This window comes from Stenotrophomonas sp. YJH_SMC_105-26 (genome assembly GCF_059368915.1).
Genome location: NZ_JCAFSD010000002.1, coordinates 402,823 through 423,838, shown reverse-complemented (window position 1 = coordinate 423,838; position 21,016 = coordinate 402,823). Strand labels below are relative to the sequence as shown.

18 protein-coding genes are annotated in these 21,016 nt (G+C 67.0%); 14 read left to right on the top strand and 4 right to left on the bottom strand.

Translation table 11 applies throughout. From position 1 onward, the window contains the following. Positions 1 to 17 precede the first annotated feature (17 nt). The 9 genes from bamA to AC5P7F_RS08825 all read left to right on the top strand — a co-directional run bounded on the left by bamA (position 18) and on the right by AC5P7F_RS08825 (position 12,795). Positions 18 to 2,381, top strand: a complete 2,364-nt coding sequence (bamA, locus tag AC5P7F_RS08865) for an outer membrane protein assembly factor BamA (RefSeq protein WP_032956838.1) — start codon at positions 18 to 20, stop codon at positions 2,379 to 2,381. 381 nt (positions 2,382 to 2,762) lie between these two features. Then, positions 2,763 to 3,785 (top strand): UDP-3-O-(3-hydroxymyristoyl)glucosamine N-acyltransferase, encoded by a 1,023-nt coding sequence (lpxD, locus tag AC5P7F_RS08860; RefSeq protein ID WP_014646493.1) that lies wholly within the window; start codon positions 2,763 to 2,765, stop codon positions 3,783 to 3,785. Next, positions 3,782 to 4,240: a 3-hydroxyacyl-ACP dehydratase FabZ gene (gene fabZ / locus AC5P7F_RS08855; RefSeq protein WP_005415845.1), complete on the top strand. Its 459-nt coding sequence runs from the start codon at positions 3,782 to 3,784 to the stop codon at positions 4,238 to 4,240. Before lpxD ends, fabZ begins: the two co-directional genes overlap by 4 nt. Before the next feature lie 16 nt (positions 4,241 to 4,256). After that, the gene (lpxA, locus tag AC5P7F_RS08850) at positions 4,257 to 5,048 is read left to right on the top strand and encodes an acyl-ACP--UDP-N-acetylglucosamine O-acyltransferase (protein ID WP_014646492.1); all 792 of its coding nucleotides are present in this window, start codon (positions 4,257 to 4,259) and stop codon (positions 5,046 to 5,048) included. Between the two features lie 53 nt (positions 5,049 to 5,101). Beyond that, positions 5,102 to 6,304 (top strand): lipid-A-disaccharide synthase, encoded by a 1,203-nt coding sequence (gene lpxB, locus AC5P7F_RS08845; protein ID WP_134967132.1) that lies wholly within the window; start codon positions 5,102 to 5,104, stop codon positions 6,302 to 6,304. Then, positions 6,301 to 6,960, top strand: a complete 660-nt coding sequence (gene rnhB / locus AC5P7F_RS08840; RefSeq protein ID WP_014646490.1) for a ribonuclease HII — start codon at positions 6,301 to 6,303, stop codon at positions 6,958 to 6,960. The genes lpxB and rnhB overlap by 4 nt, the downstream gene beginning before the upstream one ends. Positions 6,961 to 7,197: 237 nt before the next feature. Then, complete coding sequence (gene dnaE, locus AC5P7F_RS08835; protein ID WP_014646489.1) at positions 7,198 to 10,788, top strand: DNA polymerase III subunit alpha; 3,591 nt, start codon at positions 7,198 to 7,200, stop codon at positions 10,786 to 10,788. 64 nt (positions 10,789 to 10,852) lie between these two features. After that, entirely contained in the window at positions 10,853 to 11,722 is an 870-nt protein-coding gene (locus tag AC5P7F_RS08830; RefSeq protein WP_014646488.1) for a hypothetical protein, read from the top strand. A 113-nt stretch (positions 11,723 to 11,835) separates the two neighbouring features. Beyond that, a complete protein-coding gene (locus AC5P7F_RS08825) occupies positions 11,836 to 12,795 on the top strand; it encodes an acetyl-CoA carboxylase carboxyltransferase subunit alpha (protein WP_014646487.1) in 960 nt (319 codons plus the stop codon). A 139-nt stretch (positions 12,796 to 12,934) separates the two neighbouring features. Here AC5P7F_RS08825 and AC5P7F_RS08820 read toward each other — a convergent pair whose 3' ends face one another. Then, a complete protein-coding gene (locus tag AC5P7F_RS08820) occupies positions 12,935 to 13,390 on the bottom strand; it encodes a CopD family protein (RefSeq protein WP_014646486.1) in 456 nt (151 codons plus the stop codon). Positions 13,391 to 13,539: 149 nt separating this feature from the next. On the opposite strand from AC5P7F_RS08820, the gene AC5P7F_RS08815 reads away from it, so the two are divergent. Together AC5P7F_RS08815 and AC5P7F_RS08810 are read left to right on the top strand one after the other, a co-directional pair. Then, positions 13,540 to 14,130, top strand: coding sequence for a class I SAM-dependent DNA methyltransferase (locus AC5P7F_RS08815; RefSeq protein WP_014646485.1), 591 nt, complete (start codon positions 13,540 to 13,542; stop codon positions 14,128 to 14,130). Between the two features lie 93 nt (positions 14,131 to 14,223). After that, the gene (locus AC5P7F_RS08810) at positions 14,224 to 15,531 is read left to right on the top strand and encodes a polyhydroxyalkanoate depolymerase (RefSeq protein WP_014646484.1); all 1,308 of its coding nucleotides are present in this window, start codon (positions 14,224 to 14,226) and stop codon (positions 15,529 to 15,531) included. Positions 15,532 to 15,730: 199 nt separating this feature from the next. Here AC5P7F_RS08810 and AC5P7F_RS08805 read toward each other — a convergent pair whose 3' ends face one another. Together AC5P7F_RS08805 and AC5P7F_RS08800 are read right to left on the bottom strand one after the other, a co-directional pair. Beyond that, positions 15,731 to 16,720: a sensor domain-containing protein gene (locus AC5P7F_RS08805; RefSeq protein WP_014646483.1), complete on the bottom strand. Its 990-nt coding sequence runs from the start codon at positions 16,718 to 16,720 to the stop codon at positions 15,731 to 15,733. After that, positions 16,717 to 17,082, bottom strand: a complete 366-nt coding sequence (locus tag AC5P7F_RS08800; RefSeq protein ID WP_004150914.1) for a PadR family transcriptional regulator — start codon at positions 17,080 to 17,082, stop codon at positions 16,717 to 16,719. Before AC5P7F_RS08800 ends, AC5P7F_RS08805 begins: the two co-directional genes overlap by 4 nt. Before the next feature lie 136 nt (positions 17,083 to 17,218). Here AC5P7F_RS08800 and AC5P7F_RS08795 point away from each other — a divergent pair, with 136 nt between their 5' ends. After that, complete coding sequence (locus AC5P7F_RS08795; protein WP_075075656.1) at positions 17,219 to 18,121, top strand: peptidylprolyl isomerase; 903 nt, start codon at positions 17,219 to 17,221, stop codon at positions 18,119 to 18,121. Positions 18,122 to 18,709: 588 nt separating this feature from the next. On the opposite strand, the gene AC5P7F_RS08790 is transcribed toward AC5P7F_RS08795, so the two are convergent. Further along, positions 18,710 to 19,582, bottom strand: a complete 873-nt coding sequence (locus AC5P7F_RS08790) for an EamA family transporter (protein WP_164076962.1) — start codon at positions 19,580 to 19,582, stop codon at positions 18,710 to 18,712. Between the two features lie 115 nt (positions 19,583 to 19,697). On the opposite strand from AC5P7F_RS08790, the gene AC5P7F_RS08785 reads away from it, so the two are divergent. Further along, positions 19,698 to 20,642: a LysR substrate-binding domain-containing protein gene (locus AC5P7F_RS08785; RefSeq protein ID WP_014646480.1), complete on the top strand. Its 945-nt coding sequence runs from the start codon at positions 19,698 to 19,700 to the stop codon at positions 20,640 to 20,642. A gap of 68 nt (positions 20,643 to 20,710) precedes the next feature. Further along, positions 20,711 to 21,004 carry a hypothetical protein gene (locus AC5P7F_RS08780; RefSeq protein WP_005408721.1) on the top strand — a complete coding sequence of 98 codons (294 nt, stop codon included), beginning with the start codon at positions 20,711 to 20,713 and terminating at the stop codon, positions 21,002 to 21,004. The last annotated feature ends 12 nt before the right edge of the window (positions 21,005 to 21,016 follow it).

The window sequence follows — 21,016 nt, the reverse complement described above, 5'->3', positions numbered from 1 at the left end:
TTCCTACCGGACGTGACATGACGCGACTCCCCAATCGCCGCCTGCTGGCCCTCGCCCTCGCCGCCGTCACCGGCGCTCCCGCCCTGGCCCAGGCAGCCGAGCCCTTCACTGTCAGCGACATCCGCGTCGATGGCCTGCAGCGCATCAGCTCGGGCACGGTATTCACCTACCTGCCGGTGGAACGTGGCGAGACGGTCACCGACAACAAGGTCGGCGAGACGATCCGCGCCCTGTACAAGACCGGCTTCTTCGAAGACGTGCAGCTGGACCGCCAGGGCACGATCCTGGTGGTGACCGTCAAGGAACGTCCGGCGATCAACAAGCTGACCGTGACCGGCAACAAGGACATCAAGTCCGACCAGCTGCTCAAGGGCCTGTCCGACATCGGCCTGACCGAGGGCGGCACCTTCGATCGCCTGAGCCTGGACCGCGTGACCCAGGAACTGCGCCGCCAGTACAACGACCGTGGCAAATACAACGTCGACATCACCCCGACGGTGAGCCCGCTGGACCGCAACCGCGTGGACATCGCCATCGCCATCAAGGAAGGCAAGGCGGCCAAGATCCGCCACGTCAACCTGGTCGGCACCGAAAAGTTCGAGAGCAAGGACATCCTGGAGACCTGGGAGTCCAAGGAGCACAACTGGGCGTCGTGGTACCGCCGTGACGACCAGTACTCCAAGGAAAAGCTGTCCGGTGACCTGGAAAAGCTCAACTCCTGGTACCTGGACCGCGGCTACGTCGATTTCAGCATCGATTCCACCCAGGTCTCGATCAGCCCCGACAAGCGCGACATGTTCCTGACTGCGGGCGTGACCGAGGGTGCGCAGTACAAGATCTCCGAGATTAAGGTCAGCGGCGACACCATCCTCCCGCAGGAGGACGTCGAGCGCATGGTGATCCAGAAGTCCGGCGACACGTTCTCGCGTGCCCTGCTGGAATTCAGCTCGGACACCATCACCAATTCGCTGTCCAACATCGGCTACGCGTTCGCCAAGGTGAACCCGATCCCGACCACCAACCGCGCCGAGCAGACCGTCGCCATCAACATGCAGGTCGTGCCCGGCCCGCGCGTGTCGGTGCGCCGCATCCTGTTCCGTGGCAATACCCGCACCTCCGATGAGGTGATGCGCCGCGAAATGCGCCAGTTCGAGAACAGCTGGTACTCGCAGGCCGCGATCGACCGCTCCAAGATCCGCCTGCAGCGCCTGGGCTACTTCGAATCGGTGGAAGTGGAGACCCCGGCCGTCAGCGGCAGCAACGACCAGGTCGACGTCGTCTACAACGTCAAGGAAACCACCTCGGGCAGCTTCGTGTTCGGCCTGGGCTACTCGCAGTCCTACGGCATGACCACCTCGGTGCAGCTGTCGCAGAACAACTTCCTTGGCGGCGGCAACCGCGTGTCGGTCGAAGCCTCGCGCAGCAGCTACCTGCAGCGCTACGGCTTCAGCTACACCAACCCGTACTTCACCGATGACGGCGTGTCGCTGGGCTATAACCTGTCCTGGCGCGAACTGGACTACTCCGACTTCAATACCGCGCAGTACAACAGCACCAATGGTTCGGCGCAGGTGGTGTTCGGCGTGCCGCTGACCGAGACCGATACCGTCTCGCTGATGTTCGGCATCGACAGCAACCAGATCACCACCTACCAGGGCTCGACCCCGCAGTCGATCATCGACTACATCAACGCGGTCGGTAAGCGCACCTTCCACGCCTGGCGCACCGAGCTGGGCTGGGCGCGCGACTCGCGCAACGACTACTTCATGCCGACGCGCGGCACCTACCAGCGCATCGGCCTGGAAACCACGCTGCCGGGTTCGACCATCGAGTACTACAAGCTGAACTACCAGATCAGCAAGTACTGGCCGATCATGCCGTCGCTGGTGATCAACACCCGCGCGGAAATCGGCTACGGCGATGCCTACGGCAACGACTACACCCGTACGCTGACCAATCCGGATGGCACCACCCGCACCGTCACCGCCAGCGGCCTGCCGTTCTTCGAGAACTTCTACGCCGGTGGCACCAACTCGGTGCGCGGCTTCGAGGACAACACCCTCGGCCCGCGCGAAGTCACCACCGGTTATCCGGAAGGCCAGCCGCTGGGTGGTTCGCTGAAGACCGTCGGTTCGGTCGAAGCCTACTTCCCGCGCCTGTTCGACAGCCCGTCGGCACGCGTGTCGGCCTTCGTCGACTTCGGCAACGTCTACAACGGCACTCAGAACTTCAAGGCCAACGAGCTGCGCGTGTCCACCGGCGTGGCCCTGCTGTGGCGCGCCCCGGTCGGCCCGATCTCGATCAGCTACGCCTTCCCGCTGAAGAAGGAAGACGATGACAAGATCGAGCGTCTGCAATTCACGTTCGGTGGCCAGTTCTGAGGAACGTTGTTCCCCAGAACTGATCCACCTCCGGTGAATTGCCCGCGCATTTCACCTATCCCCCGCGCCGCTGGCGCGCCCCCCTTAACAAAGGGGGGCTCTCCACCAGACGGGGTGCGAAGCGCCGGGCTCTGCCCGGCGTTTTCGTTTTGCAGATGACACTGCACGGCACGGGCTTTTGGCCGCGCTCGCGGGAAATTGTCCAGAGGCGGCGGGTGGCCCTGGACAGGACCGTTGGCGCCATGGATGGCGCCATCGAGCACCATGGAGGGGGTTTTGCGTGTCCTGGCCAGGGCCACCCGCCGCCTCCCGCCCGTACCAGGCAGGCGCCAAGCCTTGCCCCCGCATGACCGAAATGGCGCCACACGTTAAACTCCCGCCGTGAATACTCCCACCTACACCGCCCAGCAACTCGCCGAGCAGTTCGGCCTGCAGGTCCATGGCGACCCCGCCACCGCCATCCATGGCGTGGCCACCCTCGCCCATGCCGGCCCTGGCCAGCTGACCTTCCTTGCCAACCCGCGCTACCGCGCCCAGCTGGCCGACAGCCAGGCTTCGCTGGTGGTCCTGCGTGCCGACGACGCCGAGGCCGCCCCGGGCACTGCGCTCGTCGCCAAGGACCCGTACACCGCGTTCGCCAAGATCGCCGCGCTGTTCGACATCGCGCCGACCCGCCCGCCGGGCATCCACCCCAGCGCCGTCATCGACCCCAGCGCCCAGGTGGCCGCCAGCGCCCATATCGGCCCGTTCGTTTCGGTCGGTGCGCGCAGCGTGGTCGGCGAGAACTGCATCATCGGCACCGGCAGCGTGATCGGCGAGGACTGCAGCCTGGATGCCGGCTGTGAACTGATCGCCCGCGTGACCCTGGTCACCCGGGTCACGCTGGGCAAGCGCGTGCGCGTGCATCCCGGTGCCGTGCTCGGCGCCGACGGTTTCGGCCTGGCGATGGACGCTGGCAAGTGGATCAAGGTGCCGCAGCTCGGCGGCGTCCGCATCGGCGACGATTGCGAGATCGGTGCCAATACCTGCGTCGACCGCGGCGCGCTGGAAGACACCGTGCTGGACGAGGATGTGCGCCTGGACAACCTGGTGCAGATCGCCCACAACGTGCAGATCGGCGCGCATTCGGCCATCGCCGGCTGCACCGGCATCGCCGGCAGCGCCAAGATCGGCCGCTACTGCCTGCTTGGCGGCCACGTTGGCGTGGTCGGCCACCTCGAAATCTGTGACAAGGTCGTGATCACCGGCAAGTCGGTGGTCCGCAACTCCATCCATGAGCCAGGCGAGTACTCGTCCGGCACCCCGTTGACCGACAACCGCACGTGGCGCAAGAACGCCGCGCGCTTCAAGCAGCTGGACGCATTGGCTCGCCGCGTCCTGGCTGCTGGCAAGGAGAAAGAATGAACGATTCGCTGCAGCTTCCGATCGATGTCTGCCAGATCCAGGAACTGCTTCCGCACCGCTACCCGTTCCTGCTGGTGGACCGGGTGCTTGAACTCGACGTCGAGGCCAAGCGCATCCTGGCGCAGAAGAACGTCAGCATCAACGAGCCGTTCTTCCAGGGCCACTTCCCGGGCCGCCCGATCATGCCCGGCGTGCTGATCATCGAAGCGCTGGCGCAGGCCGGCGGCGTCATGACCCAGCTCACGCTCGGCCGCGATGCGCAGTCCAAGCTGTTCTACATGGTCAAGGTGGAAAACGCCCGCTTCAACAAGCAGGTCGTGCCCGGCGACGTGCTGATGCTGGACGTGCAGATGAAGCGCCTGATCCGCAACATGGGCTGGTACTACGGCGAAGCCAAGGTCAACGGCGAAGTCGTCGCGTCGGCCGAGGTCATGTGCGCCGGCGCCAAGGGCTGATCCACTGGAGGCAGCAATGACTGACAACGCACCGCGGATCCACCCCACCGCCGTCATCGATCCGGCCGCGCGCCTGGCCGACGATGTGCAGGTGGGCGCCTTCACCCTGATCGGCCCCGATGTTGAAATCGGCGCCGGCACGGTGGTGGGCCCCCATTGCAGCATCCACGGCCCGACCCGGATCGGCCGCGACAACCGCTTCGTCGGTCATGCCGCGATCGGTGGCGAGCCGCAGGACAAGAAGTTCGCCGGTGAGCGCACCGAACTGGTGATCGGCGACCGCAACGTGTTCCGCGAGTTCGTCACGCTCAACCGTGGCACCGGCGGCGGCGGCGGCATCACCACCATCGGCAACGACAACTGGATGCTGGCCTACACGCACGTGGCGCACGACTGCCATGTCGGCAATTTCTGCGTGTTCTCCAACAACACCACCCTGGCCGGCCACGTGACCGTGGGCGACTACGTGATCATCAGCGGCTTCGCCGGTGCCCACCAGTTCTGCCGCATCGGTGCGCATGCCTTCCTCGGCATGGGCGCGCTGACCAATGGCGATGTACCGCCGTTCACCATGGTCGGTACCGATTCGCTGGGCCGCCCGCGCGGCATCAACAGCGAAGGCCTGAAGCGCCGCGGCTTCGACGCCGACCGCATCTCGGCCATCAAGCGTGCCTACCGCACGCTGTACGTGGCCGGCCTGCCGTTGGCCGAAGCCAAGCAGCAGCTGACCGAACAGGCGCGTGACAGCAATGACGTGAAGGCCATGCTGGACTTCATCGAGCACGCCGAGAGGCCCTTGCTGCGATGAGCAGCACGACCGGCCAGGCGGCGGCCGGCGCCGCGGTGATTCCGTTGGCCTCGATGGCCGGCAGCGTTCCCGCACAGCGGGTGCTCAGCGAGCGCCCGTTGCGGATCGCGCTGGTTGCCGGCGAAGCGTCCGGCGACCTGCTCGGTGCGGGCCTGGTGCGTGAACTGAAGGCGCGCTTCCCGAATGCCGAGTTCGCCGGCATTGGCGGCGATGCCATGCGCAGCGCCGGCTGCCAGACCTGGCACGATGCCAGCGAGCTGGCGGTGATGGGCCTGACCGAAGTGCTGCGCCACCTGCCGCGGCTGCTCAAGCTGCGCTCGGCGTTCCGCCAGCGCGCCCTGGAATGGCAGCCGGACGTGTTCATCGGCATCGACGCACCCGACTTCAACCTGGGCATCGAGCGCTGGCTGAAGCAACGCGGCGTGCGCACCGTGCATTACGTCAGTCCCTCGGTCTGGGCCTGGCGCGAGAAGCGCGCCGAGAAGATCGGCAGCAGCGCGGACCTGGTGCTGTGCCTGTTCCCGATGGAACCGCCGATCTATGCAAGGCACGGCATCGACGCACGCTTCGTCGGCCACCCGATGGCCGATGACATTCCGCTGCAGGGCAACCGCGAGGAAGCCCGTGCCGCGCTCGGGCTGCCGACCTCGGCCAAGGTGCTGGCGGTGTTGCCGGGCAGCCGCCTGGGCGAGATCTCACGCCTGGGCGAACCCTTCTTCGAAGCCGCCTGGCAGGTCTCTGAACGCATTCCGGGCCTGCATGTGGTGGTGCCTGCCGCCAACCCGGCCTGCCGGCAGCTGATCGAAGAACAGCTGTCGCGCTCGGCGTTGCCGGTGGCCTACTCGCACGTGCTGGATGGCCAGGCGCGCAACGCGATGATCGCCGCCGACGTGGTGGTGCTGGCCTCCGGCACCGCGACCCTGGAAGCCATGCTGGTGAAGCGGCCGATGGTCGTCGGTTACCGCGTCAACGAACTGACCTATCGCCTGGTCAAGGCGCTGGGCCTGATCAAGGTCGACCGCTTCGCCCTGCCCAACATCCTGGCCGGCCAGGACCTGGCGCCGGAGCTGATGCAGCACGACTGCACGCCGGACAGGCTGGCCGCGGCCATCCAGCAATGGTTCGACCACCCGCAGCGGGTGATCGACCTGCAGGACACGTACGTGCGACTGCACGAGCGCCTGCGCCGCAATGCTTCGGCGCGTGCCGCCGATGCCGTCGGCGAACTGCTGATGCGCGACCAGGCGCAGGCATGAGCCGCCGTCACGCCGCAGCGGCCAGCCTGGCCCTGTTCGACGGCGCGACGGTGGTCGAGCCGGAACGCCTGGTCGCTGGCGTCGACGAGGCCGGACGTGGCCCGCTGGCCGGGCCGGTGGCGGTGGCGGCGGTGGTATTCGATCCGTCACGGCCACGCATCAACGGCCTGGACGATTCCAAGCAGTTGACGGCGGCCCGCCGCGAACAGCTGCATGACCGCATCATCGAGCGTGCCCTGGCCTGGCACGTGGTGCTGGTGGACGTGGACACCATCGACCGCCTGAACATCTACCAGGCCACCCTGCAGGGCATGCGTGACGTCGTTGCAGCGGTTGCCCATGTGGCCGGCTTCGCCCGCATCGATGGCAACGTGGTGCCCAAGGGCCTGGTGCTGCCGGCGCAGGCGCTGGTCGGCGGCGATGGCATCGACCGCGCGATCATGGCCGCCTCGATCCTGGCCAAGGTCTCGCGCGACCGTTACATGCAGGACGTGCATACCCGCCACCCGCAGTACGGCTTCGAACAGCACAAGGGCTATGGCACCCCGGCCCACCTGGCCGCCCTGCGCGAGCACGGCCCCTGCATGGAACACCGGCGCAGCTTCGCCCCGGTGCGTGAGTGCCTGGGCCTGACGCAGGCGGCGGCCATCGCCTGAGCCTGCTGGAGTTGTAGAGCCGAGCCCATGCTCGGCTGCTGTGGACAGCCGAGCATGGGCTCGGCTCTACAGAAGGCGGCCTCCCGCACGCCTGAATCCGGCGCCACGCCGTGCCCCTGTCAAGCCTTGTGGCAACCCCCTGCCCTCGCTACCCTGACCGGGCATTCCAGCGCTTCCCGACCCCGGCGACGATCTTCCGTCAGCACCCGGGGCCCGCGCGCTCCAACCTGGTCCGGCATGTCCAACTCCCGCTTCGTACATCTCCACGTCCACACCGAGTTCTCGCTGGCGGACTCCACCATCCGTGTGCCGGCCAAACCGGACCAGGCGGACCCGAAGAAGGCCAAGCAGGCCAACCTGCTGTCGCGCTCGGTCGAACTCGGCCTGCCCGCGCTGGCGGTGACCGACCTCAACAACCTGTTCGCCCTGGTCAAGTTCTACAAGGCCGCCGAAGGCGTGGGCATCAAGCCGATCGCCGGTGCCGACGTGCTGATCGCCGAGGAAGGCCAGGACCCGTGGCGGATGACCCTGCTGTGCCGCGACCGCGAGGGTTACCTGAGCCTGTCGCGGCTGCTGACCCGCGCCTGGATGGAAGGCCATCGCCCCGAGGGCGGCGTGGCCGTGCACCCGGACTGGCTGAAGGCCGGCAACGCCAACCTGTTCGCATTGGCCGGGCGGCAGAGCCTGGCCGGGCGCCTGGCGCTGGACGGCAAGCATGAACTGGCCGAGCAGCAGCTGGCCGACTGGCAGCGCGTGTTCGGCGATGGCCTGCACCTGGAGCTGACCCGCACCGGCCGCGAGGGCGAGGAAACCTTCAACCAGTTCGCGCTGATGGCCGCCGGCCAGCGTGGCCTGCCGGTGGTGGCCAGCAACGACGTGCGCTTCCTGTCGCCGTCGGACTTCAGCGCGCACGAAGCGCGCGTGTGCATTTCCACCGGCCGCGTGCTGGACGACCCCAAGCGCCCGCGCGAATACAGCGACCAGCAGTACCTGAAGTCGGCCGAGGAGATGTGCGCGCTGTTCGCCGACATCCCCGATGCGATCGACAACACGCTGGCGCTGGCCGAGCGCTGCAACATCGAGATGCGGCTGGGCACCTACTTCCTGCCCAACTACCCGGTGCCGGACGACGAGACGCTGGACACCTGGATCCAGAAGATGTCGCGCGATGGCCTGGAAGAGCGCCTGGAGAAGAATCCGCTGGCGCCGGGCAAGACCCGCGAAGAGTATTTCGAGCGCCTGGAATTCGAGCTCAACACCATCATCAAGATGGGCTTCCCGGGCTACTTCCTGATCGTGGCCGACTTCATCCAGTGGGGCAAGAACCAAGGTATTCCGATCGGCCCCGGCCGTGGTTCGGGTGCCGGTTCGCTGGTGGCGTGGGCGCTGAAGATCACCGATCTGGACCCGCTGCCGTACAACCTGCTGTTCGAGCGCTTCCTGAACCCGGAACGCGTGTCGATGCCCGACTTCGACATCGACTTCTGCATGGACCGCCGCGACGAGGTGATCGACTACGTCGCCCGCAAGTACGGGCGCGAGCGCGTCAGCCAGATCATCACCTACGGCACCATGGCCGCCAAGGCGGTGGTGCGCGACTCCGGCCGCGTGCTCGGCTTCCCGTACGGCCTGGTCGACGGCGTCTCCAAGCTGATCCCGAACATTCTGGGCATCCACCTGAAAGATGCGCTGGGCAAGGGCAAGGAAGGCCCGAGCTCTGAGATGGCGTCGGCCGAACTGATCCAGCGCTACGAGACCGAGGACGATGTCCGCGACCTGATCGACCTGGCGCTGCAGCTGGAAGACCTGACCCGCAACGCCGGCAAGCACGCCGGTGGCGTGGTGATCGGGCCCGAGCCTCTGAGCGAGTTCTGCCCGCTGTACGCCGAACACGACGAGAACGGCCTCGGCAAGAACCCGGTCACCCAGTTCGACAAGAACGACGTGGAAGAAGTGGGCCTGGTGAAGTTCGACTTCCTGGGCCTGCGCACGCTGACCATCATCGACTGGGCGGTGAAGGCGATCAACAAGCGCCATGAGCGCGCCGGCATCCCGCCGGTGGACATCGCCGCGATTCCGCTGGACGACACGCCCACCTACAGGGACATCTTCGCCAACGGCAATACCGGCGCGGTGTTCCAGTTCGAATCCTCCGGCATGCGCCGCCTGCTGAAGGACGCGCGCCCCGACCGTTTCGAAGACCTGATCGCGCTGGTGTCGCTGTACCGCCCCGGCCCGATGGACCTGATTCCCTCCTTCAATGCGCGCAAGCACGGCCAGGAAGAGATCATCTATCCCGATCCGCGCACCGAAGCCATCCTGAAGGACACCTACGGCATCATGGTGTACCAGGAGCAGGTCATGCAGATGGCGCAGATCGTCGGCGGCTACTCGCTGGGCGGCGCCGACCTGCTGCGCCGCGCGATGGGCAAGAAGGTGCCGGCCGAAATGGCCAAGCACCGCGAGATCTTCCGCGAAGGTGCAGCCAAGGGCGGCGTCGATGGCCCCAAGGCCGACGAAATCTTCGACCTGATGGAGAAGTTCGCCGGCTACGGCTTCAACAAGTCGCACGCCGCTGCCTACGCGCTGGTCAGTTACCAGACCGCCTGGCTGAAACGCCATTACCCGGCTGAGTTCATGGCGGCCACGCTGTCGTCCGATCTGGACAACACCGACAAAGTGGTCGGCTTCCTCGACGAGGTGCGCAACCTCGGCCTGACCGTGCTGCCGCCCAAGGTGAACCAGTCGGCCTTCATGTTCGAAGCGGTGACGCCGGACACCATCCAGTACGGCCTCGGGGCGATCAAGGGCGTCGGCCAGGGTGCCTGCGAGGCGGTGGTCGAGGAGCGGCTGAAGGGCGGCCCGTTCAAGGACCTGCTCGACTTCTGCACGCGCGTTGGTTCGGCCAAGCTCAACAGGCGCACGCTGGAAGCGATGATCAACTGTGGTGCGTTGGACGAGCTCGGCCGCAACCGTGCCTCGCTGATGCTGCAGCTGCCGGAGGTGATCAAGGCTACCGACCAGATGGCCCGCGAGCGGGCTTCGGGACAGAACTCGCTGTTCGGTGGCCCGGACCCGAGCGCGACCACGATCCAGCTGGACCTGCCCGAAGCCGAGGAGTGGCCGCTGCTGCAGCGCCTGAACGGCGAGCGCGACACGCTGGGCTTCTATCTCAGTGGCCACCCGTTCGATCCCTGGCGCGACGATGTGCGCGACCTGGTCGGCAATGACCTGGGTTCGGTGGAGAAGATCTGGAGCGCCAACAGCGGTGGTGGCGGCGGCGGCGAAAAGCGCTGGCGCCCGGAAGTGCAGACGGTGCTGGCCGGCCAGGTGGTCGGCGTGCGCCGCAAGGGCGAAAGCCAGATCTTCATCCAGCTTGAGGACGGACGTGGCCGCGTCGAGTGCAGCGCGTTCTCCGACGCGATGGCCGAGTTCGGCCACCTGATGACCAAGGACCGCATCCTGGTGGTCAAGGGCGGCCTGCGCGAGGACGAGTTCAACGGCGGCTTCGCGCTGCGCATCCGCCAGTGCTGGGACTTCGATGAGGTCTGCGCCAACTACGCCACGCGGCTGTCGCTGCGCCTGGACCTGCGCCAGCAGCGCCCGGTCTGGGAGCGCATCGATGCGCTGCTCGACCGCCATCGCCCGGGACGGACGCCACTGCGCCTGGACCTGCTGCTGAAGGGGCCGCACGGCGGCGTCGCCGGCATGCTCGATGTGTCCGGGCAGAGCGCGGTACGCATCGATTCCAAGCTGATGGAGGCGCTGCGCGCCGACCCGGCCGTGCGCACGCTGAAGGTGCGCTACAGCCCGCCATGGGCCAGCTGAGGCTGGCTCCCTCGCTGTCCTGTCTCCCCTGTTTCCCCGTTCCAAGTATCAAGGACGATTGCCGATGAAGACCCTGCTGTTCCCGTTCGCTGCCGCACTGGCCCTGGCCGCCTGCTCCCCTTCGAAGATCGAGTTCCAGATCGACAACCCGACCGACACGCCGCTGGCGTTGAGCATCGACGGCCAGGACCTGCCGGTGGCCGCACAGGGCTCTCGCCCGGTCTCGCTCGCTGTCGGCGAGCATCGCCTGCATACCGACAAGCTCGGTGATGTGCGCTTCATCGTCTACGTCGACGGTCGTGGCGGGCTGATCAATCCGACCCTCAGCGAGTACGTGATCGCCCGCGAGATCTACGTCACCGACGAGAGCAAGGTGAAGAACTTCGGCGTCGGCAACAGCGGTATCCAGCTCGGCGGCGTCGACTTCGAAGGCCCGTTCGAGAAGCGCCACGACCTGTTCATCGACAAGACCTGGACCTACGGCGTGCGCGAACCCTTCCCCAAGGAAAAGGTGGTGGCCCACGTTGATTCCAGCGGCGGCCAGATCGTGGCCAAGGTGTTCACCGCTCCCGACTTCATCGCTTACGTGGAAGAAGGCATGGGCGAGCCCGGCGCGTTCAAGCGCGAACAGCCAGGTGGCTACGTGGCCCCGGCCTACAGCCTGGAACCGGCCCCGGCCAGCCTGCCGGCGCTGGTGCCGGCCTTCGAGGCCCACGCCGCGCCCCTGCGCGAGGTCTACGCGCGCTGGCTGAAGGCCACCACCGCCGATGAACAGAAGGCCCTGCGCAAGCAGGATTTCGCCGCGCAGATGGCCTTCACCTCGGCCACTGCCACCCTGGGCAGCGGCCTTGGCCGGGAAGCCAACGAGGCCTACAACGACTTCGTCTCCCAGCGCAGCCAGTTGATGGGCCGCAGCGCCCTGGTGGTGCCCTGAGCTGACTGGCGCCCCCTGCCCGGCTGCGCTACCGTCGCCTTCCAGACGAAGGCGTACGGGTGGTTTGCACGCATTCGGCTAGAATTCCCCCCTTCTTTACACGACGGCTTCCGATGAATCCGAACTACCTCGACTTCGAGCAACCCATCGCCGACCTGGAAGCCAAGATCCAGGAGCTGCGCAACGCCAGTGCCGGGCCGGCGGTCAATGTCGAGGCGGAAGTGCACGCGCTGCAGGACAAGCTGCGCATGCGCACCGCGCAGATCTTCCGCAACCTGACCTCGTGGCAGGTGCTGCAGCTGGCCCGCCACCCGTCGCGCCCGTACACCGCCGACTACCTCCGCGTCATGTTCGATGAGTTCCAGGAGCTGGCCGGTGACCGCGCCTTCGCCGACGACAAGGCGATCATGGGCGGCCTGGCCCGCATCAATGGCCGCGCGGTAATGGTGATCGGCCACCAGAAGGGCCGCGACACCAAGGAAAAGATCAAGCGCAACTTCGGCATGCCCAAGCCGGAGGGTTACCGCAAGGCACTGCGCCTGATGAAGATGGCCGAGCGCTTCGGCCTGCCGGTGCTGACCCTGATCGACACCGCCGGCGCCTGGCCGGGCATCGACGCCGAGTCGCGCGGCCAGTCCGAAGCGATCGCGCGCAACCTGATCGAGATGGCCGAGCTGAAGGTGCCGATCATCTGCACCGTGATCGGTGAAGGCGGCTCCGGCGGTGCGTTGGCACTGGGTGTGGGCGACCGCACCGTGATGCTGGAATACGCGGTGTACTCGACCATCACCCCGGAAGGCTGCGCCTCGATCCTGTGGAAGGACGCGGGCAAGGCCAAGGAAGCGGCCGAACAGCTGGGCCTGACCGCGCCGCGCCTGAAGAGCCTGGGCCTGGTCGACAAGGTCGTGCGCGAGCCGACCGGTGGCGCCCACCGCAACCCGACGCAGATGGCCAAGCGCCTGAAGGCCGTGCTGCTGAACGAACTGGACGCGCTGGACAAGCTGTCCACCGAACAGCTGCTGGAACAGCGCTACACGCGCCTGCGCAGTTACGGCACGTACGAAGCAGCCTAAGCCCGGTAGTGCCGGCCGCTGGCCGGCAACACGAGGTGATTGCAGAAATGAAAGAGCCGGGCATTTGCCCGGCTCCTTCGTTTGCGCCCTGACAGCATCCACGCATGGCGTGGATCTACCGGACGCAGGTGACCCCGCCTCAGAACGGCTTGGCCAGCACCAGCCACACGATCGGAATGAACGCCAGCAGCGGGATCTCGTTGATCCAGCGCAGCGCGCGCGACGACGGCAGCGCCCGGCCCTTGGCCACGCCCTTGAGCAGGCGGCCGGTCCAGCCGAAGTACACCAGCAGCACCACCACCAGCCCCAGCTTGGCGTGCAGCCAGCCGGCAGCTCCCGGCGCCACCATGGTCGGGAAATCGGGGATGACCTTGTAGCCCAGCCACAGCACCAGGCCGAGCAGGAACGCCAGGCCGAACATCGAGTGGCCGAAGCGGTACAGGCGCAGGCCCATCAGCTGCAGGCGCTCGGTCACCGCCGGCTGGCCCGCGGTCTCGGCCAGGTTCACCAGGATGCGCGGCAGGTAGAACACCGTGGCCATCCACGCCACCACGAACACGATGTGGAAGGTCTTGACCCAGTAGTAGCTCTGCATGCGCTCGCTCCGGCGGCTGGCGTAGGTTGGCGGCCATTCTCGCATGCCGTGGCGAAGCCGCCGCAGGCACGCGCGCCGCGACACATCGACGCATGGCGCGCCGCAACACCGTACGATAGGCGCCGTTTTCCCCGATCGCGCACCGCCCCATGGACAAGACCTACGACGCCGCCTACTTCCAACGCTGGTACCGCCGTGCCGACATCGGCGGCAGCGCCCGCCTGGCGCGCAAGGTGGCATTGGCCGTGGCCAGCGCCGAGTACTACCTGGAGCGGCCGATCCGCAGCGTGCTGGATATCGGCTGCGGTGAAGGCGCCTGGCGCGCGCCGCTGCTGAAGCTGCGTCCGAAGGTCGAATATCTCGGCTTCGACAGCAGCGAGTACGCTGTGCGCCGCTACGGCAGGACCCGCAACCTGCACCTGGCCCGCTTCGGCGACTTCGCCTGGCTGCGGCCCTGTGCCCCGGTTGACCTGCTGGTGTGTTCGGACGTGATGCACTACGTGCCCGACCGCGAGCTGCGTGCAGGACTGGCCGGCGTGGCCGAGCTGACCGGCGGCGTGGCCTTCCTGGAGACCTTCGCCGCCGAGGACGCGTTCGAAGGCGACCACGACGGCTTCCAGGCCCGACCGGCGCGCTGGTACCGCCGCACGCTGGCCCGCCAGGGCCTGCAGCCGGTAGGGTCGCACTGCTGGCTCGGCCCCGCCCTGGCAGGCGATGCGGCCGCGCTGGAACGGATGTGAATCCGGATTCATTATTTTCAGCCGACTTAACCTGCGGGACCCCCGGATGGGATATGCTGCGCGGCAACATATGACCATACATATTCGGTCGTCATGCTCTATCAACTGCACGAACTGACCCGCAACCTGCTCGCCCCCTGGGTGCACCAGGCCCAGGCCAACGCCAGATTCTTCGCCAACCAGGGCCATTGGTGGTCGCAGATGCCCGGTGCTGATCGCCTGGCGGCGGTCAATGAACTCTTCCACCGCATCGGCAAGGATTACGAGAAGCCCGAGTGGGGCATCAACGAAATCGACGTCGATGGCGAGCGCGTGCCGATCGTCGTGCACGAGGAAGTGAGCAAGCCGTTCTGCAAGCTGCTGCGCTTCAAGCGCCACAGCAATGAAGCCGACCAGCTGCACACCATGCTCAACCAGCCGTTCGTGCTGGTGGTGGCGCCGCTGTCCGGCCACCACGCCACGCTGCTGCGCGACACCGTGCGCACGCTGCTGCGCGACCACCGCGTGTACGTCACCGACTGGGTCGACGCGCGCATGGTGCCGGCCAGCGAAGGCGAGTTCGGGCTGGATGACTACATCGCCTACATCCAGGAGTTCATCCGCCACCTCGGCGTCGAACGCCTGCACGTGGTGAGCGTGTGCCAGCCGACCGTACCGGTGCTGGCCGCGGTTTCACTGATGGCCAGCCGTGGTGAACCGACGCCGCGCACGCTGGTGATGATGGGTGGCCCGATCGATGCGCGCTGCAGCCCGACCGCAGTGAACAACCTGGCCACGCAGAACCCGCTGTCGTGGTTCGAGAACAACGTCATCCACACCGTGCCGGCCAGCTATCCGGGTGCCGGCCGCCGCGTGTACCCGGGCTTCCTGCAGCACGCCGGCTTCCTGTCGATGAACCCGAGCCGCCACTTCAGCTCGCACTGGGATTTCTACACCGACCTGGTCAAGGGCGACCTGGAAGACGCCGACGCGCACCGTCGTTTCTACGACGAGTACAACGCGGTGCTGGACATGCCGGCCAGGTACTACCTCGATACCATCCGCGTGGTGTTCCAGGACTTCCTGCTGCCGCGTGGCGAGTGGGTGGTCAACGGCGAGAAGGTCGATCCGTCGGCGATCCGCGATACCGCGCTGCTGAGCATCGAAGGCGAGCTGGACGACATCGCCGGCCTTGGTCAGACCGAAGCCGCGCAGGCGCTGTGCACCGGCATCACTGCGGACCGCCGTGAGCATTTCATCGTCGAAGGTGCCGGCCACTACGGCATCTTCAGCGGCCGTCGCTGGCGCGAGGTGGTGTACCCGAAGGTGCGCGACTTCTTCGCCGCGCATGCCGAAGCCCCGGCGGCGAAGGCCGCGAAGAAGAAGAGCAACGTCACCCCGTTGCGGCGCAAGGCGGGGTAACTCGCCTCTGGCGTGTGCCGACCTTGGTCGGTACGCCTTGGTAGATGCCAACCTTGGTTGGCGCTCTACCGTGAATCCCTGCAGCTGATGGATCGTGCCAACCAAGGTTGGCACCTGCCAAAGCAAAGCCCACCAAACGTCCCGGCGCTGATGGCTTGTGCCAACCAAGGTTGGCACCTGCCGAAGCATGCGCGCCCGCTTACAACCGCACCAGCAGGTTCTTGGCAATCAGCCCATGCAGCTTGCCGATGCCGCGTGCCAGGTGCATCGTCAGCACCAGCAGCAGTGCGCCCGCCGCAGCAACCGCGATCGCCACCAGCGGCGAGGCCGCCATCGGCAGCACATTCACGTCGTTGATGTACACGCCGGGGATGTCACCACTGAAGATCGCCGCGACCGGCGCCCAGATCAGGCTCAGCGACAGCGACAGCAGCGTCACCGCGATGGTGAAGTAGATCACGCCCAGCGGCAGCATCAGCACGAAGTACAGCAGCGTCAGCCAGGTACGGCCATCGGTGAACATGTCGCCGATGCGCTGCAGCCAGGTGCGGCTGCGGTCGGTGTAACGCGGGCGGCGCGGCATGCGCTCGCCCAGCAGCGCTTCCACCAGCCGTCCTTCCAGCAGCGCCAGCCCGCGCACCGAGCCGAAGAACAGCACGGTCAGCGGAATGCCGATGATCAGGATCAGCAGGCCCAGCGACAATGACAGGCCGGTCACCACCCAGGTGAAGAAGAAGATGCCGGTGGCCAGCGACAGCAGCATGTAGAACAGCGCACCGTAGGTGTGCGGATCGGTCACCACGCCGAAGAAGCGCGCCAGCAGCGAACGCTGCACCGGCGCCTGCGGCGGTGAGGCTGGCTCGACGCCACTGGCTTCCGCCGCTGCACGCAGCACCGGCGCGGTATCCGCACGCGGCGTACGCAGCGCGCGGTTCACCGTCACTTCGGTCTCGCGGTAGATGTCGGCCACTTCATCCGGCGCGCCATAGCTGCCGGCAACGTCGGCGATCACCTCGGCCTCGCTGCGGCCGGGCTGCGCCGCCAGCTCCGAGCGCAGGTATTCCTCGGCGTCGTACAGCGCGTCCTGCACCATCGCCGGATCGGCACCTTCCAGCGCCGCGCGCAGCTGCGCCAGGTACTGCGGGATGGTCGTAGGCAGGGCGCGGCCTGCCAGGCTCGGGTCGTTCATTGCGGTACCCCCTCCAACACGGAATCGACGGAATCGCGGGTGGCCTGCCAGGCCTGGCGCCACTGCGCCAGCACCTCGCGGCCACGTTCGTTGATGCGGTAGTAGCGCCGCGGCGGCCCGCTGCTGGAAGGTTCCACATGGCTTTCCAGCAGGCCGGCGCCCTCCAGGTTGCGCAGTACCGGGTACAGCGCGCTCTGCTTGCCGCTCAGCACGCCCTCGCCCACCCGCTCCAGCTCCTTGGCAATGAGGTAGCCGTACAGCGGCTCCCCGGCCCGGGCCAGCACCGCCAGCAGGGCCAGCGACACCGTTCCGGCGCTGAGCTCCTTCTGGAACTTCTTCAGGTGGACATCGTCCTCGGACATGACCGGCCCTCCACTACGTTGAAGTCCACAGTAGTGCGAAGTTCGGTATAGCGAATGTGTCGTTAGTCACTCTCCCGGTTGGCGCCGCTGCGCGGCTCGCGCAGAATCGAAGCCTCGTTCATGTTCCGGGGTTCCCATGCCGCACCGCCGTTGCCTTGCCCTGACCGCCCTCGCCCTGGCCTGCCTGCTGCCCGCCCTGGCCAGCGCGGCCACGCCCTACCGCAGCCCTCAGCAGATCCTCGACGCCTCGGCGGCCAGCGACTGGCGCACCCCGGACCCGGCCAACCTGCTGTACATGGACCTGCCGGCCGGTCGGGTCATCATCGAGCTGGCCCCGCAGTTCGCCCCGCGCCATGTCGCCAACATCCAGACCTTCGCCCACGAGCACTTCTGGGACGGCACCAGCATCTACCGCTCGCAGGACAACTTCGTGGTGCAGTTCGGCGATGCCGACGCCGATGACGCAGCCAAGGCCAAGCCGTTCGGCAGCGCCGCGCGCAAGTTGCCGGCCGAGTTCGAGCGCGCCAGCGCCGGCCTGAAGGTCACCGTGCTGCCGGACCGCGATGGCTGGGCCGCGCAGACCGGTTTTGTCGACGGCTTCCCGGTCGGCCAGGACCCGCAGGCCGGCAAGGCCTGGCTGGCACATTGCTACGGCATGCTGGGCGCGGGCCGCAGCAACGAGGAAGACAGCAGCATCGGTGCCGAACTGTACGTGGTGACCGGACAGTCGCCGCGCCAACTGGACCGCAACATCACCCTGGTCGGTCGCGTGCTGAAGGGCATGGAGCTGCTCAGCGCGACGCCGCGCGGGCCGGCGCCGATGGGCTTCTACACCGACCCGACACTGCGCACGCCGATCGTGTCGATCCGCCGCGCCAGCGACGTGCCGGCAGCCGAGCGCACGCCGATCCAGGTACTGCGTACCGACTCGAAGACCTTCGCCGATACGGTGGAGGCGCGGCGCAACCGCGTGGATGATTTCTACAAGCGTCCGGCCGGGCATATCGATCTGTGCAATATTCCGGTGCCGGTGCGCTGATGGTTTCCTGCGCGTGACGCGTGCTGAAGGTGCTTCACTGTTCATGGGCGTTACTTTTCTTTGTACGCAAAGAAAAGTAACCAAAAGAAACGCGCCGCCAGGTCGCGAGCCGCCGTGTTTCGCACATCGGTCCCCTGCGCTTCTCGGTGAATCAGGGGACGGTGTGCACAAGGCAGCCGACTAGCAGTCGGCTCTACAGGACATCGGCACCTCTTCGCCCCTGATTCCCCTGCGATGCTCGGGTCGCTCAAGGCGGACCCAGTTCAAAGGCCACAGCTGCATCCAGAAGATCCACGCAATGCGTGGATGCTTTTGCTGTTGATCTTGACCTTCCAGTCCGCCTTGAGCGAGCCGAGCACCGCAGGTCTGGCGAGGGCGAAGAGGCGCGGGTGTCTGAGCGCAGCGAGTTCCCGCGCCGTCCCTCGACGGGCCGAGGAGCGCAGGGCACCGGTGCGCAGCACCGGCTCGCGGCCTGGCGGCGTGTTTCTTTGGTTACTTTCTTTGCACGAGCAAAGAAAGTGACACCTCTCCGCAGGCGTGGAAAAGAGCTGCCGGGCAGCGCCCGGCACTACCAGTGCGTCGGCGCGCTCAGCCCTTCTGACTCACCGCCACGCTCCCCAGAATCAACACACCGGCAATCAACATCTGCACCGTCACCGGCTCACCCAGGAACAACCACGCAAACGCCGCGCCGAACAGCGGAATCAGGTAGGTCACCGTCGACGCCCGCGACGGGCCGATACGACCGATCAGGCGGTAGAACATCAGGAACGCCATCCCGGTGCAGGCCACGCCCAAGGCAATCGCCGCGCCCCACGCCTTCAGCGGAATCGCCGCCTGCGGCCAGTGGGTCACCGCCATCGGCAACATCCACAGCGAGGCACACGACAGCGTTGCAGCAGCGGCCGCCGCCGAAGGCAGGCCGGTCATGTGCCGCTTCACCAGGTTCACGCCCAGGCCGTACAGCAACGAAGCCGCGGCACCAGCCAGCACTGCAGTGCCGATGCTCAGGCCCGAGACTTTGGCCGTGGCCAGTACCACCACGCCGGCGAAGCCGACCAGCAACGCGCCCGCGCGGCGCATGCCGATCTTTTCACCGAAGAACAGGAAGGCGATCAGCGCGGCGAACAGCACGGTCATCGCATTGCAGATGGCGCCGATCGCCGCAGGGGCTCGCTCGGCCGCGTAGGCGAACAGCACGAACGGCAGCGCCGAGTTGATCAGCCCGATCGGTGCCAGCCACAGCCAGCGCCGCGGTGGGAACTGCGCGCGGGCACGCCACAGGAACGGCAGCAGCACCAGCGCGCCCAGCACCAGCCGCACCTCGACCAGCGCGAACGGGCCGAACGACGGCACCGCCACCCGCATGAACAGGAACGAGCAGCCCCAGATGGCGCCCAGCAGGGTCAACTCCAGCGGTGTGCGCCAGTCGCGCTCGGCTGCCTGTGGGACCGCATTCATGCCTCGCCTCCGTCCATCGTCAATTCCTCGTCAAGGCAGACAGGATCGGGCGCAGACGCCTGCCGCACAAGCGCGTAGTATCGCTGCCAGCCACAAATATGGTTTGAGGCTCGACATGCAGCTACGCCCTTCCCTGCTCCCCGCACTGGCCGTGTTCGCGGTCGCCGCGCGCCATCAGAACTTCGCCCAGGCCGCGCAGGAGCTGCACCTGACCGCCAGCGCGGTCAGCCACCATGTGCGCCGGCTGGAAGAAGTGCTGGAAGTACGCCTGTTCCTGCGCCACGCCCGCGGCGTGCGCCTGACCGCCGAGGGCCGGCAACTGGCCGACGCCGCCAGCGCCGCCTTCACCGATGTCGCGGCCGTCGCCCATCACCTGCAGCCGGATGCCGACAGCGTGCCGTTGCGGATCACCACGCTGCGCTCGCTCTCCTACTGCTGGCTGCTGCCACGGCTGCCGCGCTTCACCCAGGCCCATCCGCACATCCGCATCGAGCTGCACACCGGCAGCGGCCTGGATCGCTACGACGACAATGGGCCGGAAGTCGGCATCCGCTACGGTCTGGGCCAGTGGCCGGGCCTGCGTGCGCAGCACCTGATGGACGACTACCTGTTCCCGGTGGCCTCGCCGGCGCTGGCCGGGGTCGAAGCACTGGTCGATCCGGCGCGCATCGCCGACCTGCCGCTGCTGACCGACCTGTCGCCGCAGGGCTGGCGCGACTGGTTCCGTCATGCCGGCGTGCGCCCGCCCTCGCCGCTGCCGCCGATGCACACCTTCGCCGACAGCACCGATGCGATGCGTGCAGCGGTGTACGGCATGGGCGCGGTGCTGGCACGTACCCACATCGCGCAGCCCTACCTGCAGCGCTACGAGGTGGTACGCCTGCCCGGCCCGGCGCTGAAGGCGCGCTATGCGTATCACGTGGTGCACGCCGAAGGACAACCGCCGAGCCCGGCCGCACGCCTGTTCATCGACTGGTTGCTGGAGCAGGCGCAGGACGAACGCACGCCGATTCCCGCATTGCCGGACAGCCTGCTCGGACGCCCGGCCACACGCGCCTGACTGCGCCCTCACCCGTTCTTTGCCCGGCGCTGGCTAGGCTGCAGGCAACTCCACAACGTACCTACGCCATGGCCATGCTGCGACTGCGCATCACCGGAACCGAAGACGACGCCCGCGCCATCAGCGACCTGCTGCTCGGCCTGGAGGGCATCGAACATGTCGAGGAAACCGACGACCTGATGCCGCACATGGACGACGACGATTCCAGTTCGGCGGGGCTGTCCGATGACATCGGCCCGGGCATCCACGAGCTGGAAGTGGAAGTCGGCAATGAAAGCACCGCGCAGAAGGTGCGCGACGCGGTGCAGGAACTTGCGCTGGAGCTGGATGTGTTCGTCGAGTACGAGACCGACGAGGGCTGACGCCGGCTCCCT

Excerpts from the sequence above, each read along its gene's own strand:
- AC5P7F_RS08795 (WP_075075656.1), top strand. The coding sequence starts at position 17,219 with ATGCCGCACCGCCGTTGCCTTGCCCTGACCGCCCTCGCCCTGGCCTGC.
- rnhB (WP_014646490.1), top strand. The coding sequence starts at position 6,301 with ATGAGCCGCCGTCACGCCGCAGCGGCCAGCCTGGCCCTGTTCGACGGC.
- dnaE (WP_014646489.1), top strand. The coding sequence starts at position 7,198 with ATGTCCAACTCCCGCTTCGTACATCTCCACGTCCACACCGAGTTCTCG.
- AC5P7F_RS08790 (WP_164076962.1), bottom strand. The coding sequence starts at position 19,582 with ATGAATGCGGTCCCACAGGCAGCCGAGCGCGACTGGCGCACACCGCTG.
- AC5P7F_RS08830 (WP_014646488.1), top strand. The coding sequence starts at position 10,853 with ATGAAGACCCTGCTGTTCCCGTTCGCTGCCGCACTGGCCCTGGCCGCC.
- lpxB (WP_134967132.1), top strand. The coding sequence starts at position 5,102 with ATGGCCGGCAGCGTTCCCGCACAGCGGGTGCTCAGCGAGCGCCCGTTG.
- AC5P7F_RS08815 (WP_014646485.1), top strand. The coding sequence starts at position 13,540 with ATGGACAAGACCTACGACGCCGCCTACTTCCAACGCTGGTACCGCCGT.
- AC5P7F_RS08825 (WP_014646487.1), top strand. The coding sequence starts at position 11,836 with ATGAATCCGAACTACCTCGACTTCGAGCAACCCATCGCCGACCTGGAA.
- AC5P7F_RS08780 (WP_005408721.1), top strand. The coding sequence starts at position 20,711 with ATGGCCATGCTGCGACTGCGCATCACCGGAACCGAAGACGACGCCCGC.
- lpxA (WP_014646492.1), top strand. The coding sequence starts at position 4,257 with ATGACTGACAACGCACCGCGGATCCACCCCACCGCCGTCATCGATCCG.
- AC5P7F_RS08785 (WP_014646480.1), top strand. The coding sequence starts at position 19,698 with ATGCAGCTACGCCCTTCCCTGCTCCCCGCACTGGCCGTGTTCGCGGTC.
- AC5P7F_RS08805 (WP_014646483.1), bottom strand. The coding sequence starts at position 16,720 with ATGAACGACCCGAGCCTGGCAGGCCGCGCCCTGCCTACGACCATCCCG.
- bamA (WP_032956838.1), top strand. The coding sequence starts at position 18 with ATGACGCGACTCCCCAATCGCCGCCTGCTGGCCCTCGCCCTCGCCGCC.
- AC5P7F_RS08810 (WP_014646484.1), top strand. The coding sequence starts at position 14,224 with ATGCTCTATCAACTGCACGAACTGACCCGCAACCTGCTCGCCCCCTGG.
- AC5P7F_RS08820 (WP_014646486.1), bottom strand. The coding sequence starts at position 13,390 with ATGCAGAGCTACTACTGGGTCAAGACCTTCCACATCGTGTTCGTGGTG.
- fabZ (WP_005415845.1), top strand. The coding sequence starts at position 3,782 with ATGAACGATTCGCTGCAGCTTCCGATCGATGTCTGCCAGATCCAGGAA.
- AC5P7F_RS08800 (WP_004150914.1), bottom strand. The coding sequence starts at position 17,082 with ATGTCCGAGGACGATGTCCACCTGAAGAAGTTCCAGAAGGAGCTCAGC.